We start from the raw sequence: 16,490 nt of genomic DNA on the forward strand, positions 1-16,490 counted from the left end.
CTGAGCCGCGCGGTCGGGGCGGCGCTTGAGCCGCGCGGTCGGGGCGGCGCTGTACCGCGCGGCCGGGGCGGGGGCGGCACGTCGGGCGGGGGCGGCCCCCGGAGGGCTCAGTGCTGTCCGCGGGCCGTCCTGGCCGCTTCGATCCCGTCCAGGATGACGTTGACGCCCCGGGCGAAGGTGCTGTCCCGGCCTCCGGCGACCTCGTCCGGAACCGAGGTGGTGTACAGCCGGTGCAGCCGCGGGAAGTCCTTGGTGGCCTCCGTGACGACGGGCAGCAGCCGGTTCATCCACTCCTGCTCGTCCTGGCCGCTGCGGGCCAGCGCGGCCAGCCAGGCGGCCTCCACGCAGGCGGTCCCGATGGTGTAGCCCATGACCGCGTTCATCGCGTCGTTCGCCTCGACGATCTCGAAGCCGGCCGCCTCCAGGACGTCCAACAGGGCTTCGGAGAGCCGCATCCAGTTGGGGCCAAGGTAGATCATCCCGACGTCTCCGATCACCCCGACCATCCACGGGTGGCGGATGATGGCCGTGCGCATGCTCTCGGCGCACTCCGCGATCTTCGCGCGCCAGACCTTCGGCTCCTCGGACCCCTCGGCCGAGGGGTGCGGGAGGGTGCCGAAGACCTGGTCGACGACCAGGGCGAGCAGCTCGTCCTTGTTGGCGACGTGGGTGTAGAGCGAGGTGGCGCCGGCGTTCAGCCGGGCGGCGAGCTTGCGCATGCTCAGCGCCTCGATGCCGCCGGAGTCCAGCAGCGCGAAGGCCTCGGCGACGATCTGCTCGCGGCTGAGGGCGGGCTGTTCCCGCCGTCGCTCGGGGCGGTTCCACGGCATGGGGATGCCCGGGGTCGTGCCGTCCTCTGTCCTGGCCGCCATCGGGCCCTCCTCACCAATCGTCCGGATCCGGTCCGGTTCGGCGCCGCTCGCCACGGGCTGATGCGAACAGTGTACGGCGCGACGAACAGCGTGCGGAGATCGAACGGTGTGCGGCGTTGCGAACAGTGTGCGGTGTCCGTACAGTGTTCGGAGCGGCGCACACCGTTCCCCTGGGGACGGAGGACGGTGTGCCCGCGACGACTTCCGCGCGGCTCCGGCGTCACAGCCCGGCCCGCGCGCCCGTTCCGACGCTCGACGCCCGAGCTCGGAACCCGACGCTCGAAGCCCGAAGTTCGAAGGGGGAAACGCCGTGGAACGTCATCCGCAGCGCTGGCTCATCCTGGTCGTGCTCTGTCTCAGCAGCCTGGTGCTGGTGATCGACAACATGGTGCTCACGGTGTCCATCCCGCCGATCGCGGAGGACCTCAAGGCCGGGGCGCAGGACATCCAGTGGATCATCGACTCGTACATCCTGGTCTTCGCCGGCCTGCTGCTCACCTCCGGCAGCCTCTCCGACCGCTTCGGACGACGGAAGGTGATGATCGTCGGGCTGGCGCTGTTCGGCGCCGCCTCACTGGTCGCGGCGTACGCCGGCAGCCCCGGTGAGCTGATAGCCGGGCGTGTCCTGATGGGCGTCGGCGGCGCGCTGGTCATGCCGAGCACGCTCTCCATCCTGATCACCGTCTTCGACGACGAGGAGCGCCCGAAGGCGATCGCCGCGTGGACCGCGGTGGCCATGGTCGGCCTGGTCGGCGGTCCGGTGCTGGGCGGCGCGCTGATCGCGCACTTCTGGTGGGGCGCGGTCTTCCTGCTCAACGTGCCGATCGCGGCCGTCGCCATCGTCGCCGCGGTGCTGCTGATGCCGGAGTCCAAGGGACCGTGGCGCCGCCCCGACCTGATCGGCATGGTGCTGTCGATGGTCGGCATGACGGCGTTGGTGTGGTCGATCATCGTGCTGCCCCAGGACGGCTTCACCAGCGTGAGCACCCTCGGCGCACTCGCCCTCGCGGTGGCCTCGCTGGTCGGCTTCGCCGTCCGGCAGGTCCGCACCGACTCGCCGATGGTCCCGATCAAGCTGTTCCGCAACCGGGTCTTCACCGGCGCCAGCTTCTCGCTCATCCTGCTGACCTTCGCGACCGGCGGGCTGATGCTGGTCCTCACCCAGTACCTCCAGTTCGTGCTGGAGTTCTCGCCCACCGACACCGGCCTCGCCTTCATCCCGCTGGCCATCGCCTCGCTGGTGTTCAACGCGCTGGGCGCGGTGCTCGGCAAGAAGGTCCCGGCGCGGGTGTTCACCTCGATCGGCATGCTGATCATCGCGGGCGGCTTCGGACTGCTCGCCACCCTCTCGGTCGGCGACGGCTTCACCAAGGTCTCCCTGGCCATGCTGGTGCTCGGCATCGGCTCCGGCCTCGCCATGCCGGCCGCCTCCAACGCGCTGATGAGCGCCATCCCCAGTGAGCACGCCGGCGTCGGCTCCGCGCTCAACGACACCATCCAGCAGTCCGGTGCGGCGCTCGGCGTGGCCATCCTCGGCACCGTGCTCTCCAGCACCTACACCGGCGCGATGCCCGCGGCCGCCCCCGCCGCCGCCCGCCACGACATCACCGGCGCGCTCGCGGTGGCCGGCTCCACCGGGGACGGCGGCCTGGTCGCGGCCGCCCGGGAGGCGTTCAACACCGCCACCTCCACCCCCTTCACGGCGGGCGGCATCGCGGTCGTCGCGGCGGCGGCGCTCACCCTGGTGCTGATGCGCGACGGCCGGAAGACCGCCGGTACGGGGGCCGAGCCCCCGGCGGTGCCGGAGGCCGAGCCGGTCGCCTGACCGGCCCCTCTCCCCGGGCAGATCGCCCCGGCCGCCTCGTGCGGCCGGGGCCGTCGGCGTCCGCCCGCCGTCCTGCAGCCCTCCTGCCGCTGTCCTGCTGCCGTCCGCCCGCCGGGTCCCTGCGGGGCGCGTAGCCTCGGATCATGGAACCGTCCGCCTCATACCAGGAACGCGCGTGCCGGCTGCCCGGCGCGGTCCTGTGGACGAAGCCGGCCCTCGGGCGTACGGGCGGTCGTGCGAGTGCCGGGCGTACGGGCGCCGCGCGGGCCGGGCTCGTCCTGCCCGACGGCTGCATGGACCTGCTGTGGACGGAGGGCCGGCTGCTGGTCGCCGGACCGGACACCTGCGCCTTCCACCCCGGCCCCGGACTGCGCGGCCCCTGGGTAGGCGTACGCTTCCGCCCCGGCGCCGCCCCCGCCCTGCTCGGCGTCCCCGCACACGAACTGCGGGACCGCCGCGTCGAGTTGGCCGACCTGCGGCCCGCCGCCGAGGTCCGGCGGCTGACCGGACACATCGACGCGGCCCCCGACCCGGCCGCCGCCCTGGAGGCCCTGGCCCTGCAACTGGCCGCCGACGCCCAGCCCGAGGACCCCCTGATCCGCGCCGTGGCCGCCTCGCTCGCCGCCGGCCGCTCCGTCGCCGCGACGGCCGAAACGGTCGGCCTCGGCGCCCGCCAACTGCACCGCCGCTCCCTGGCCGCCTTCGGCTACGGGCCCAAGACCCTCGCCCGGATCCTGCGCCTCCAGCGCGCCCTGGCCCTCGCCCGCTCCGGCGTTCCGCAGGCCGAGACGGCGGCCCGGACCGGCTACGCGGACCAGGCCCACCTGGCCCGCGACGTACGGGAGTTGGCGGGCCTGCCGCTGACCGCGCTGCTCTCCTCCTAGGGCCTGTCCTCGAGCGGTGCGAGCAGGTCCACCCCGTTGCCGTCCGGATCGTGCACCACGGCGTACCGCTGCCCCCAGAAGGCGTCCCACGGCTCCAACTCCCCGTGGTACCCGGCGCCGGTCAACTCCCCGTCCACCGCGTCCACCTGCGCGGGACTCGCGCAGCGGAACGCCAGCGCGGACCGGCTACCGCCGCTCGGCGGCCGCCAGCCGGGATGGAACGACCGGATGGTGGCCTCGGAATCGAGCACCAGAAGCGGCCCGCCCGGCACCTCGCCCTCGACGTGCGGCTCCCCCTCCGCCCCCTCGGGAAACCCCACCCCCAGCCGCCGGTAGAACCCGACCGAGGCGGCCACATCCGCAACGGCCAGCCCGACGAACGCGAACTGCGGTACACCTGTGCTGTTCATGCCCCCACGCTAGGCACCCCCGCCCCACCCGGTCTTGAACGAATCGGACACCGGCCGCCCGGGGGCCCGGCTACGAGGGCATCACCCCGTGGATGCGGGAGAGGGTGAAGACCCGTTCGGCGTCGCGCAGGTGGCACCAGGCGTGGAGGTAGGGCGCGTCCAGTTCGAGGCGGCTCAGGGTGCGGACGGTCGTGTTGCCCGAGGTGGCGGTGTACTCGACGGTGATCGATTGCTTCTCGTTGACGGCGTGGGCCAGTTGGCGGACGTCGGTGAAGGACAGGTTGCGCGCGTACCCGGCGATGATCTCCTCGGTGTCGCTGGCGTAGGGGCGGCCGTCGTCGGGGTCGGGCTCCGGAGCCTCCTGCGGGGCCGCCAGTAGCCGGGCGGCGACGGCTGCCAGGTCGCTGGCGGTCCGGGCGCCCGCGACGCGGACGGCCTTCCGCCGCGTGCCGGCGGGTCGGCGCGGGGTCGGGAGTGGGTTCGTTGCCCGGTGTCGCCGGGTCCGCTCGATGCGGACGGATCCGTCCTGCTCCTCGGCGACGGGGGCGTAGCCCGCCGACCGCAGGGCCGCGAGCGTCTCGTCCGGCGGGGTCCGGCTGATCAGCACCGTCGGTGCCAACTGCCGCAGGCCGAGCGGGGCGAGCCCGCGGTGGGCGGCCAGTTCGGCGAGGAGGGCGGGCTCCGCGCCGTGGATCACGCAGGCCGCGGAGACGACGCGCACCCGGCCGTGGCCGCGCGCGGTGTCGCGGATCAGGTACGCGAGCGGTTGTGGCAGCGGTTCCGTGGTGGTGGCGGCGGCGGTGGCGACGGCGACGGCGGCGAGGTCGGCCGTCAGCGTGTCGGCGGTGTGGCCGGCGTCGAGGGCGCGGCGGACGCTGTCCGGGCTGAACCGCCACACCGACGCCGTACCGGTGGCCTCCCGGTCGGCGACGGAGTCCAGCAGCGTGACGAGGGGCGTCGAGGGCGTGCCGGCGACCACGGCCGTGAGATCGCTGCCGAAGCGGGCGGACCCGGTGGAGGCGGGCAGCAGCCGTCGACAGGCGGCGGCCACCGCGTCCGGGCCGTCGGCGTCCAGGGCCGCCCCGAGCGGGGACAGGGCGCCGAGGGCGAGGACGCCGAGCAGCTCCGATTCGCGGACCAGGGTGGCGAACGGGCTTGCGTCCTGGGCGAGTTGGTCGACGAGCGGACGCTGCCACGCGATCAGCGCCCCCAGGTCCGCCGGGTCGGTCGCCCCCTCACCCGCCGGGAGCCGCGCCGCGGACGCGAGCAGTCCGTGCCGGGCCTGGACGCAGCCCCCGCGGGGCGGGGCTCCGGCGAGGGCGGGCAGCGCCTTCCCCTCCTCGTCGCGGCTCCCGCCGGGGGTCAGCGGCAGTGTCCACCAGGCGCGGAGGAGCACGGCGAGCCGGTCGGCGGGTTCCCCCTCCGCCCAGCCGTCGTAGGCCTCGGTCGCCGCGACCCGGTCGCCGTCCCGGGCCAGCAGCCCGGCCGCGGCGGCCGACTCCAGCGCGATGCGCACCACGGTGTCGTCGCACTTCGCGGCCTTGCCGAGCCGGGACAGCTCTCGGGCTCCTACCCCGCCGGACTTCAGCCGGGCCGGGGGAGCGGCGGCGCACGCCGCGAGGACGGAGGAGGCGTGGGCGGCGAACGCCATCGCCGCGGCGGCGGCCTCCCGGTCGACCGCCGATCCGGTGACGGGCCGCGTCCGGACCGCGGGCGGGACGGGCGTGAACGGGGCGTGCCAGCCGGTGCCGCGCAGCGCGAGGGCCACCTCCGAGGGCATCCGGGCGGGCCCATACCAGCGCCCGTCCCGGATCAGCAACCCCCGTTCCAGCGCCCACCGTTCGCCCGGCCCGGGATCCGGCCGCGGGAGGCCGTACAGGATGCGGGCCGACCGCTCCGGCGCCTGCCGCGCACGTTGCTCCAGGAGTTTCCGGGCGGCCGCAGGGGCCTTGGCGACCAGCGCGGTGACCCGGTCCGGATCGCCGTGGTGGTCGATCAGCGCGGCCAGCCGCTTCTGCTTGGTGCCCGTCGACGTGATGCCGACGGCGGCGAGCATGCGGCCCAGATCGGTGGAGGTCGTGTCCGCGAGCAGCCGTGCCAGTGGCGCGTCCAACCCGAGGGGTGCGGCCCACACCTGCCGCAGCGGCGCCGCCACGTGCAGCCGCCCGTCGCCGCCCGGCCACACCAGCGCGCGATCGGCCAACTCCCGCAGTACCGCTTCCAGTTGGTGAGCGCGCTCCCCGTCCGTCGCGTCGAGGAGGTTCGCCAGTACGTCCCGGGTGGCAGGCGCCAGCGCGGCGGCGCCCTCCGCCACCTGGAGTTCGGGCAGCGTGAGCCGGGGGATCGCCAGCGCGACCGAGGCCGGGCGCTGGAGCCGGTCCGCCAGTTCGCCGACCGATCGCGGCTCCGGCTCCACCGCGGCGTCCGGGCGCGAGGCCAGGACTCGTACGACCTGTGCCGCGTCGGCGCCGCGCAGCCACGCGACCAGGGTCGATCCACTTGTCTTGCCGATGGGGAACACCTCACCACAGAGGACGGACGCCGTCCCAGGTCGGAACCGGCCGGGGCTCAAGCATGGCAAACACGGTGTGCCGGCGGGCGGTTCGGGCCGCACGGCGAAGCGACCGGCGGGCGGTTCGGGAGACAGCGAGGGCCCGGGCCGCGGTCGGTGGTCGCGGTCCGGGCCCTCGGGGGCGGGAGCGTACGGGAGCAGCACTCGCGGCAGGGCGGTCAGTGCAGGACGTTCAGGGAGTTGGTGGCGTCGTCGACGAAGTACACGGCGTCGCGGTCGAGGTCGACCGCGAGCCCGAACAGGGCGCCGGCGCCGGGCGGGGTGCCGCTGTCGTCGAGCGTGCGGACGGCGACCTGGTCGCCGGCGGGGGTGGTCTCGACCAGGTTGCCGTCGCCGGAGTTCACCGTGAGGACGTCGCCGCCGGGGGCGACGGCCAGGCCGAGCGGCCCGTTGAGGTTGCCGCCGGTGCTGACGGTGGTGCCGGTGCCGGCGTCGGAGACGCGGTGGACGGCGTCGGGGATCGCGGCGATCCGGTTGGCGAGGGTGTCCGCCACGTAGAGCGTGTCGTCGTGGCCCAGACCGACGCCGGTCGGGCCGATCACCAGGGCGGCCGGGTCGGTGCGCTGGCCGAAGCCCGAACCGATCCGGGTGGTCGCGATCCGCTGCGGCGGTGCGCCGCCCGGCCGGCACAGGGTGATCCGCAGGACGGTGCCCTGGTCGACCTCGGCCCCGCCGCCCGCGACCGTGCCGTTCAGCAGGTTGGTCACGAACAGCTCGTCGCGGTCGCCGGAGCTGACGGCCGTCATGTCCCACGGGCCGTTGATGCCGTCGCCCGCGATGGTCTCGCGGACCGTTCCGTTGCTGTCCAGCACCAGCAGGCAGCCGGCCTGGACGGTGGCGGAGGTGCCGTCCGTGGTGGGCGTGCTGCCGACCACGACCCAGCCGCCCGGCAGGACGGTCAGCGCCGTCGAGAGCCCGACCCCGCCGGGGCACGGCCCGGGCAGGTGCGCCGGGTCGATCTGGGCGAACGTGCTGACGGCGCCGTCCGGACTCACCTGGACCAGGGTGGTCCCGGTGCCCTGCTGGTTCTGCGCGTTGTTGAAGTTGCTGATCAGGACGTTGCCGCGGTGCAGCCTGCCCGTGCTGTGCCGGATCACGAACGTGCCGTACGGGTTCACGTCCCCGTTCGCGGGCACGGTCGAGGCGACCGGGGACACGGTGTTCAGCGGCCCGAGGAACGGTGCTCGGCCGACGGCGCCCCCCGCCGCCGTGGCGCCGAGCACCACCACGGCGGCGGCGACCACGCCGGCCTGCCCCCAGAACCTCATGCGCGAAGAGTGAAGTCTCATAACGCGAAGTTATGTCGTGGTCGAATCGCCTGGCGCGCGGAGTTCACCCAGCGGGGTCCCGCGGGGACGCCAGGGGTCCGGGCCCGCCTCGCCCGGGAGGGCGCCGCTAGGAGAGCGCCGCGAAGCCGGTGCAGAGCAGGCGGACGCTCCGGGTGAACTTCTCGTCCTGGCCCACGCGCGGGATCAACGGGCCCATGAGCAGGGGGAACCGCTCGCACAGCTCGGCGTACTGCTCCGCGGTGACGGGCGGTGGCGCCGCCGGCTGGTTCTGCTCCTGGAGCACGAAGCCGGTGACGTGGCTGAGCAGGGTGTCGGCGGCGATGCCGCAGTGGTCGGTGGGGAGGCCGGCGTCGAGGAGGGTGCGCAGCAGGCGTTCCATCAGGGAGAGGGCGCCGGGGCTGAGCACGCCGGGGCTCTCGGCGAGGAGCTGGGCGCCGCCGGGGTGCTGTTTGAGGCTCAGGCGCAGGGCGGCGGCCTGGGCCTCGACGCGGTCCTGCCAGGTGGCGGTGGGCGGGAGGGCGGCGAGGGCCTCGGTGCCGGCGTCGTACGCGCTGCGGCAGACCCGGTCGGCCATCAGGGCGAGCAACTCGTCCTTGCCGCGCACGTGGTAGTAGAGGCTGCCCGCGTGGGCGTCCAGGCGGTCGGCGACCTGGCGCATGGACAGGTTCTGGTAGCCGACCTCCGCGAAGACGGCCATGCCCGCATCGACGATGCGCTCCTTGGTGAGCTTCATGCGGTCCACCGTACAACTTTTTCCAACACTGTTCGAAAACTGTGCTAGCTTGGCGCCATCAGGTTTTCGAACGGCGTTGGAAAACGTCGGAGCCGGGGGGAGGGCCAGACATGGGAGCGATCGTCTTCAACGTGACCACGGCCGCGCTGATGGTCATGATGGTCAACTGCGGGCTCGGCGTCGTCGGCCGCGACACCCTGCGCGGACGGCCGCTCCCATGGACGGCGGTCGCCCTGACCGCGCTCGCCGTCGGCGGCGTCCTGCTCCAGCTGCTCTGGTCCGGCGCCATGGACGCGCTCGCCGCGGACCCCGCCAAGTCCGGCTGGTGGCGCGAGCTCACCTCGGTGTTCATGCAGAACGGCGGCCTCTTCGGCGGCCTGTGGAACCTCGTCACCCTCGCCGCCGTCGCCGCCCTCGCCCAGTGGTACTGGGGTGGCCCGCTCACCCTCGGCTTCTTCCTCGCCGGCATCCTGCTGCCCGGCCGCGTCGACAGCCTGCTCGGCCTCGGCGGCGGCCCCAGCACCGACCCCCGCAACTTCGCCGGCAGCTCCGGCGCCACCTACTTCCTCGGCGCCACCCTCGCCCTGGCCTTCCTCACCCGCACCCGCCTCCCCAAGGAGCTCGCCCTGGCGGCCGGCGTCCCCGCCCTCGGCCTCGCCATGTGGATCGCCCAGGAGAACGGCCACGGACTGGTCACCGTCTACGGCTTCGCCCTCGCGGCAGCCGCCTGGGCCGTCCGCCGCCGACTCCGCCCGGCCGGCGCGTCCCACCCGGCCCCCGGCCGGGCGGCCTGACCCGCGGCCCTCCGGCGTCTGTCCGGTGCCCACTCGCGGCACGACGGCAAGCGGCGCACGACTGCGACCCCGAGGAACGCCGAAGGCCCGGACCGCTCAGCGGTCCGGGCCTTCGGCCAGGCGGAGGAGATTCGAACTCGCGAGTGGCTGCTCCGATACGCTGTCCAGCTCTCCTCGGCAGTGCCCGTCCGGGACCGGGCGAGTCCTGACCGGCCTTGCGCGCTGTCGGCGCCCGCGCGTCGGGCCGCGCCTCGAGCGCTTGCAGATTCGCGTCAGACGGCGCCGCGCCGTCGTGGTGACCTACGTCGCCGGCGCCACGGAGTGGACAGCAGACCGACCACCACCAGCAGGACTGCGGCGACCGCCATCAGGTTCGCGGCCGTGTCGCCGGGCGCGCCCCTGCTCCAGTCCCACCACTGCGGATCGGCGCTGCTGCCGAAATAACTCAGCGGAAAGACCGTCGCGAGGGGCAGGACCCAGCCGAGGGCCCAGCCCATGCAGAGGCCGGAGAGCACGGCGATCCCGAGCCAGACCACCAGGGCCCGTACCGCCACCACACCGACCGCCACGCCACCGTGCCTGCCCTCCAGCACACCGACCACCACCCCGGACAGCACTGCGGCGGTGATGAGGTGGAGTGCCCGCATCTGCTGCAGCGACCCGGCCGCCACGGCCTCGAGGCCCTCCATCGGACCGTGAAGGCTGCTGACTGCCAACGCCGCGTAAGCGAGTGGTAGTTCACGGCGGAACGGCACGTCCACATCGCCCGTTCGGGCCGTTGGAAGTACCAGTCCGATCGATCCCCACATGGCCTCCATCACCGCGAGCGCCAGCAGGCTCAGCGCCAGCACGTGCAGGCGGCGACTGCGCGCATAGCGCAGTGCGTGGGCGAACCGGAGGTACCTTCCACCCGAATGGCGGGGCTCATGCACAGGGCATCTCCCGCAGGACGCTCAGGCGTTCATTCACCCAGGAGATCTGCTCGGCCTGCGGCGCACCTGCTGCCAGCTGGTCGATCGAGGCCGTGTCGAGGCCCGGCGGGCCACCGTGAACGTCGTCCGGCTGCGGCCCGCCCGTGATGGTCACGTTCAGCCACCTCCCGAGCTCCCACGAGGCCTTCACCATGCGTTCGGTGTTCGCCTCCGTCAGGTTCTTGCACCGTGGAGGGGCAGTCGCGCTGAGGATCTGAATCGAGATGCTCTCGGCCACGGTCCACACCGAGCCCTCACTGATGGGGAAGTCCGTGTACTGGTGGGCCGGTCCGCGCAGCCCTTGTTCGTAGAAGGCGTCGGGCACGACGAACAGTCCGGCGGGCAGCAGGGCGATCCGGTCCGATAGCGCGGCGAGCTTCGGAAGGTATTTGCGCTCCTCGGGCCAGATGCACAGCTTCGGCGTTGTGGTGGTGCACAGCGGCTGCGCGGGCGCGCTCCGTGACACCTGCACCCTGCCCGCCTGCGGTGCCGCTGCCACCAGTGCCACCAAGAGGGCGCCGAAGCCGACTGCGGCGAGGCCCGACCGTGCCCGGAACAGGACCGACCGTCGAGCCTGCCACCAGTCCGGCAGTGTCAATGCCAGTCCTGCCGCCGCCAGCGCGAGCCCCACACGAAGTGCGACCGCGGCCGGCGCAGCCTGCGCCTGAGGGCTCCCGGAGAGCACGAAGAGCCCGAAGGCGTGTGGGCTGCCGACCCACGCGAGGACAGCCAGGCTGCCGAGGCCGGCCACCGAGGGTGCAAGGAAGGTGGAACGAATCGTCTTGCCCACCAGTTGTCCTGCGGCAGCGCACCCGGTCATCACGGTCAGGCCGATGACCAGATATCCCGGCCACAGGAATCCGGGACCCGCCTCCGACCAGCTGACGGCGGCCGCGACCAGGGCTCCGCACGCGTACACAGCGGTGCCGTACACCAGGGTTGCGGTCAGCAGGAGCAGCTCGGGCAGGAAGCGGGGCCTGGTCGACGTGGGGGTGGCGGGCATCGCGCCGCCGCGGCCCTCGCGGCCGGCCGCCCAAGCCGCAGCCGCGGCCAGCGCGGGGCCGAAGTAGAAGGAGGGTACCTGGGCGGCGACGCTGGTTTCGGGCCACACCCCGATCCAGGACCGACTCCGGCCGAAGAGGGCGGCGAGGTCGATCAGCAGGAGTGCAGGCAGCCACCAACGCAGCGGGGAGCGACGCAGTTCCATGAGCAGGACGCGGATCATGCGCCGACCTCACTCCGTAGCACGGCCATGTAACCGCGTTCGAACTCACTGTCCCCGGGCGCATCCGCGCTGGCCTGGCCCGCCAGATCTCCGGGGGTGCCGTCGTACACGAAACGGCCGTCCTGCATCACCACGACGCGGTCGCACACCGCGGCCACGTCCTCCACCAGGTGGGTGGAGAGCACGATCGCGGTGTCCGGCAGCGACCGCAGCAGGGTGCGGAACTCCAGACGCTGGGCGGGGTCGAGGCCGACCGTGGGTTCATCGAGGAGCAGCACCGCGGGCTCGCCCACGACGGCGGCGGCGATGCCCGCCCGGCGCAGCATGCCTCCGGAGAGCGACTTCATCTTGGCGCCGGCCCGGTCGGCCAGCCCGACGGCTTCGATGGCTCGTCTGGTGGCGTCACGGGCCTCGCCGGGCGCGACGCCGCGCAGCCAGGCGCAGTACTCCACGAAGTCCTGCACCGTGAATGACGGGTAGAAGCCGAAGTCCTGTGGAAGGTAGCCGACCTGACGGCGAACCACGCGGGCTTCGCGTTCGCTGGTCACCGTCGTCCCGGATACGGTGACGCTGCCCGAGCGCGGCGGCGTCGCGGTGGCCAGGGTGCGGAGCAGGGTGCTCTTGCCCGCGCCATTCGGGCCGAGCAGTCCCAGCACCCCCTGGTGTACCGCGAGGTCGATTCCTGACAGTACGGTGCGGCTGCCGTATCCCTGAATCACTGATGACAAGCTGGCGATGGGCGCCATGTTCGCCTTCCACGTACGGGAAGGGCGCTCCCGGCACACCGGGAGCGCCCACGGTTCACTGACGGCGCGACCCGGACCGGGGCCCGCTCCGCGCCGGTTCGACTCAGCCGCCGGAGTACTCCACCCACGAGCTGTTGATCTTGAAGGTGCAGTCGTACTGACCGAAGCCGCCGATGTTGGCGTTCTTGTAGAAGTAGCTCCAGCCGCTGGAGCCATCGGGCTCGAGGTTGCAGTCGGCCGAGACTCGGAAGTTGCCGTCGGCCGTGACGGGGTAGCAGTGCCCGTTGGTCCCCGTGGTTCCCCAGGTGCTGTAGCATCCATTCGTCTTGCCACTGGTGCCGCTGGCGCTGGCCAGCGGGGCCACACCGAGGGCCACAACGGTGGCCAGGCCTGCGACCGCAGCCACCTTGGTCGCCAGGCTGTGAGCCCGTGCGGGCGCGCCGAAGAGCTTCGCCATCAGTTTCCTCCTGAGCTGGGATGCGATGGTGGCGAGGAGGGGCCCCGGTGTGACAGCACTGGGGCCCGATCGCCTTGAGCGGGAGAAGTGCTGACGCGGAACTCTTGATGCGCATGTGACGTCTTCCCCCGGCTCAGATTCTGACAGTGCCTCAAGAGCGGCCGCAAGAGCGGTCGATCGGCACCGTCGGGATGCCTGTGAGCGAGTCGCTCTGTGTGACGACATGAAGTTCGCATCGGAGCTATATGAAGCTCACTTGTCCAGGTTGATCACTCATCGGCATGCTCGTTGTGTCACGTAACAGTTGCGTAACGTGGTGTCATGAACTCCGTTGAATGGGACGTGAAGCCCTCTCGAATGGGTGTACGCCTTGTCTACTTGATGTGATGAAGCGTCATATACGTTGCTGTGCACCAATTGGGGACAAGGTCCCGAGCGTGAGTGCGCTGAGCAGTTCTGCCTCCCGGGTCGGGGTGGCGAACGGTGTGGCGTCCTGGGGGAGTTCGTCGACAAGAGGGCAGATCCACACGAGTAGCACTCCCGGGTCCGCGGAGTTTGCTGCGTCTTCCTTGCCTGGGGGGCGGTTGAGATGGTCGGCAGCGAAGGCCAGGCACTCCGAGGTGTGGACTGAGAGGTCGGTCTCCTTGGGGAAGTGCCGCCGCAGCAGGCCGTTCGTGTTCTCGTCGGAGCCGGCGTTGCCAAGGGCCGGCCATGTCGCAGAAGTAGATCGGGGTTGTCGGTGGCGAGGGTGAACTCCCGGTGGCGGTCCATCTCGCCGCCCTGATCTCAGGTCAGGGACAGCCTCAGCTGTGTCGGAAGAGTTCGGGCAGTGGTCATCTGGCGTCACCGACGGCCTCGGCGTCATGGTCGCCGGTCGGGAGCTGTGCCCGCTGACCGTGGCGTAGCCGCTCCGGGCTCCACTTCTCGTCCGGCATCGCCTGGACGGCATCCCGAAAACTCCGGCTTCGACAGGATCCTGCGGGGCCCGGGGCTTGTGGGCGGCGGGTGTTCCGCGCGGGTACGCGGGCGCCGTCGGTGCGGTTGCGGCGGATCTCCTGGCTGATCGTAGAGGGGCTGTGGGCTGGGCTCGGCGGCGATGCCCGGGCTGTGCTGGTGCCTGGGCCATCCGGCGCTCGTGGATCCCGAAGTCCAATGCATCCCCTGAACTGGGGCGTTGTAACGACTCCTGGAGCCCAAGTCCGCACCGGCTGGTCCAGGCCCTTTGGCGGGGTGGCCGTGCTCAGTCCGTACCGCCGCCCCTGAGCCACGTGTCACTGACGTCGAGCGTCTGCGGAACGACGTCCGGGTACCGGTCTGCGAGGTACTCCTGCTCGATCTCCTCGCCGGTTCGCCGATCCATGACGGTCTTCACGCCACCCATCTTCATCTTCTTCAGGGTGCCGATGGACTCGCCCGTGACGAGGGCATTGAAGGCCTTGATGGCCTGGGCCGACTGCTGCACGCTGTCCCGGCTGACAACCCTGCGGTTCACGTTGGTCATGGTGTTCGTGTAGAGGGCCCGGGGGTCCTTGCCGACGAACTCTTGACTGGCTTCACCGATGCCGTCGAAGAACGAGTTCGCCACGGGTTCCGGCCATTCCTCGGTGATGATCTTGTAGGCGACGACCAGCCCGGTCGCGCTGGCGTGACACTGCTTGCCCTTCCCCACCATGCGGATGATCAGGTCTTCCTCGATCGGCCATTTGACCACCAGTTCCTGCAGCTTTTCCGCCGTCAGTCGGCCGGTGGTCCAGCGGGTCCAGTGGAGCTGTGCGCTGCGGTTGGCGAGGACCTTCAAGGCGGCCGCGTACACGTTGGAGTTGGCCTGCTTCATCTCGGTGATCTGCGCGACGAAGTCCCCCGCGGTGCGGATGCGGCCGCCGTCGATCGCGGCGAACGTGTCCGGGTTGAGGTTGTACGTCACCTGGGCGGTCACGGTGGCACCGGTCTCGATGATCGCGGCGGCGCGGTGCTGCCCGTCGATCAGGCAGCCATGCCAGTCGAGCGCGAATCCCTGGTGCGTGGTGCGGTACTGGCCGTTGCGCAGAATGGTCTTGAATTTGTCCACATTGGATCGCTTCAGGGGGACACGGTTGCATGTCCTCTTGCTCATCCAGTTGCTGCACTTGTCGGGAGTCACTTCGGTGATCTCGGTGTAGACGGGCGGGCTGGTGCGGACTTCATCGGCCATCGTGCTATTTCCTTCTCGGAGCGTGGTGAAGAGATCTACGCGACTCGAAGGCGCTCGTCGGCCGTTCGTCTCGCTTCCCTCGGGGCGAGGCTAGAGGCAGATGTCGTCAGATAGTGAATTAAGTCAACTCTTGCAAAGAGACGATCGATCTCAATGGGTGCCCTGTCGTAAGTGCTGCGAACTCTGATCGACTGTGATCGCAGGTGGGTGCTTATTTCGGAAGGGGCGGGAATCACGGCAGTCTGACACCTGCGGGCGGCGTCATCTGGCGGGCGGCCCGCGCCGCCGGGGTCGAGGCTGAATCCATGGCAGCTGGTCCTGAAGGCCTTGGAACCGGCGTGATGGTCCGGGTCGCACCAAGCCAGACCAGGAATCCTCCGGCCATTTCCCTTCGATTGTGCATCGCTCGGAATCGAGATCGCTTGTTGTTCCGGGTGGATCGCCGGTGCAGGCATCGAAAGGTTGGGGCAGGTGATGCCGCGACCCTTGGGGGTGGATTCGTCCGGAGCCCCGCTCTTCCTCTACGCTAAAGTCACTGCAAGACCCCATTCCTGGCGGGCACATGAGTGTCTGTTGGCTCTCTCGGTCGCAAACTGCGGGCGGAGTCACGGCGTCCGCCAGAGCGGACGCCGCGATCCCGCCCGCAATGCGCTGGCGGGTATGGCGGGAGAGGGGAGGAGCATGACCGCGCTCGATCAGCAGCGGCCGGCCGAAGATAGGGCTGAGGCGAAGCTGGAGAATGCGGGAAGGATCCATGAGGATGGGGTTCGCTGGCTGCTCGCCGCATGGCGGGCAGTGAAAACGGCGTACGACGTCTGGCAGCTTTTCCAGGATTTAAAGGATTAGCTGCTCGGCATGATGACCCAGTCGTAAGAGCGACTGGGCCATCATGTGTGCGACATTGGATCCTTACCACAAGGGCGGATGGTCCGCCGCGGCTCTCCTGGTGCACTAACACCGGGCGTGGCGGGCCATCCTGTGAGGCGGTCGGCCCGCGGTAGGCGGGTGTATCCCAGACCTTCCTTCGACGATACCACCCTGACTGGCATGGGAATGGCTACCATGGATAAGTCATCGGACGTGGGTGAACAGCCGGAGAGTTGTTCGATGGGCGTTGGTCTGCGCTGTTCCACTCGAATTCGGGCAAGGTATCGGTGATGGGCCGCGTGGAGTCCAGGGGAATCACGGCTCTGGTGACGGCAGGCTCGGTGCTCTTTCCCGGCTGCTTGTAGTACCCCGGCTGGCGCTCGCGCATGTGCCCGCCTGTTCGGGCCGAATCGATCAGGGGTGGGTCGAGCAACGGCTTGCTCCGGCCGGCCTGTCGGACGTTCGAGAGTTTGTGCAGCGACTCGGTGGCCCGCCCGAGGTCGACCGGATCAAGGGAGGGGTTCGGGTACTGCTGCCGGAGGAGCCCGGTGAAGGGGCCTGGGGAGGACAGCTGGGCCGGAGGCCGTGGAGGGACAACGACGAAGGCCCGGGCCGCTGAGCGGTCCGGGCCTTCTGCCGGCGGAGGATACGAGA

14 protein-coding genes are annotated in these 16,490 nt (G+C 71.2%); 4 read left to right on the plus strand and 10 right to left on the minus strand.

Annotation, left to right across the window (positions count from 1 at the left end; genetic code table 11):
* Nucleotides 1-107: 107 nt before the first annotated feature.
* Nucleotides 108-872: a TetR/AcrR family transcriptional regulator C-terminal domain-containing protein gene (locus AE652_RS17105; RefSeq protein WP_049652296.1), complete on the minus strand. Its 765-nt coding sequence runs from the start codon at nucleotides 870-872 to the stop codon at nucleotides 108-110.
* A 310-nt stretch (nucleotides 873-1,182) separates the two neighbouring features.
* Between AE652_RS17105 and AE652_RS17110 the strand changes: the two genes are divergently transcribed.
* Both AE652_RS17110 and AE652_RS17115 read left to right on the plus strand, forming a co-directional pair.
* A complete protein-coding gene (locus AE652_RS17110; protein WP_049652298.1) occupies nucleotides 1,183-2,697 on the plus strand; it encodes an MFS transporter in 1,515 nt (504 codons plus the stop codon).
* A 143-nt stretch (nucleotides 2,698-2,840) separates the two neighbouring features.
* A complete protein-coding gene (locus tag AE652_RS17115; protein WP_049652301.1) occupies nucleotides 2,841-3,581 on the plus strand; it encodes a helix-turn-helix domain-containing protein in 741 nt (246 codons plus the stop codon).
* Here AE652_RS17115 and AE652_RS17120 read toward each other — a convergent pair.
* From AE652_RS17120 to AE652_RS17135, 4 genes are all read right to left on the minus strand, one after another.
* Nucleotides 3,578-3,991, minus strand: coding sequence for a VOC family protein (locus AE652_RS17120; protein WP_049652302.1), 414 nt, complete (start codon nucleotides 3,989-3,991; stop codon nucleotides 3,578-3,580). The genes AE652_RS17115 and AE652_RS17120 overlap by 4 nt on opposite strands.
* Before the next feature lie 70 nt (nucleotides 3,992-4,061).
* A complete protein-coding gene (locus AE652_RS17125) occupies nucleotides 4,062-6,512 on the minus strand; it encodes a helicase C-terminal domain-containing protein (protein ID WP_234348415.1) in 2,451 nt (816 codons plus the stop codon).
* Between the two features lie 209 nt (nucleotides 6,513-6,721).
* On the minus strand, nucleotides 6,722-7,831 hold the full coding sequence (locus AE652_RS17130) for a hypothetical protein (protein ID WP_063780175.1): 1,110 nt from the start codon (nucleotides 7,829-7,831) through the stop codon (nucleotides 6,722-6,724).
* Nucleotides 7,832-7,958: 127 nt separating this feature from the next.
* Nucleotides 7,959-8,585, minus strand: a complete 627-nt coding sequence (locus tag AE652_RS17135) for a TetR/AcrR family transcriptional regulator (RefSeq protein WP_049652320.1) — start codon at nucleotides 8,583-8,585, stop codon at nucleotides 7,959-7,961.
* A 110-nt stretch (nucleotides 8,586-8,695) separates the two neighbouring features.
* Here AE652_RS17135 and AE652_RS17140 point away from each other — a divergent pair, with 110 nt between their 5' ends.
* Nucleotides 8,696-9,379 (plus strand): hypothetical protein, encoded by a 684-nt coding sequence (locus tag AE652_RS17140; protein WP_049652304.1) that lies wholly within the window; start codon nucleotides 8,696-8,698, stop codon nucleotides 9,377-9,379.
* Nucleotides 9,380-9,651: 272 nt separating this feature from the next.
* Here AE652_RS17140 and AE652_RS17145 read toward each other — a convergent pair whose 3' ends face one another.
* The 5 genes from AE652_RS17145 to AE652_RS17165 form a co-directional block, all read right to left on the minus strand.
* Nucleotides 9,652-10,230: a hypothetical protein gene (locus AE652_RS17145; RefSeq protein ID WP_159028467.1), complete on the minus strand. Its 579-nt coding sequence runs from the start codon at nucleotides 10,228-10,230 to the stop codon at nucleotides 9,652-9,654.
* A 73-nt stretch (nucleotides 10,231-10,303) separates the two neighbouring features.
* The gene (locus AE652_RS17150; protein ID WP_049652308.1) at nucleotides 10,304-11,575 is read right to left on the minus strand and encodes a hypothetical protein; all 1,272 of its coding nucleotides are present in this window, start codon (nucleotides 11,573-11,575) and stop codon (nucleotides 10,304-10,306) included.
* Entirely contained in the window at nucleotides 11,572-12,321 is a 750-nt protein-coding gene (locus AE652_RS17155; protein ID WP_049652309.1) for an ATP-binding cassette domain-containing protein, read from the minus strand. The genes AE652_RS17150 and AE652_RS17155 overlap by 4 nt, the downstream gene beginning before the upstream one ends.
* Before the next feature lie 103 nt (nucleotides 12,322-12,424).
* Nucleotides 12,425-12,778, minus strand: a complete 354-nt coding sequence (locus AE652_RS17160) for a hypothetical protein (RefSeq protein WP_049652311.1) — start codon at nucleotides 12,776-12,778, stop codon at nucleotides 12,425-12,427.
* Between the two features lie 1,240 nt (nucleotides 12,779-14,018).
* A complete protein-coding gene (locus AE652_RS17165; protein WP_049652313.1) occupies nucleotides 14,019-14,969 on the minus strand; it encodes a hypothetical protein in 951 nt (316 codons plus the stop codon).
* Between the two features lie 681 nt (nucleotides 14,970-15,650).
* Between AE652_RS17165 and AE652_RS17170 the strand changes: the two genes are divergently transcribed.
* Nucleotides 15,651-15,815: a hypothetical protein gene (locus AE652_RS17170; RefSeq protein WP_159028468.1), complete on the plus strand. Its 165-nt coding sequence runs from the start codon at nucleotides 15,651-15,653 to the stop codon at nucleotides 15,813-15,815.
* Nucleotides 15,816-16,490: the final 675 nt, after the last annotated feature.

This window comes from Kitasatospora sp. MY 5-36, from assembly GCF_001182915.1.
Taxonomy (GTDB): Bacteria; Actinomycetota; Actinomycetes; order Streptomycetales; family Streptomycetaceae; genus Kitasatospora.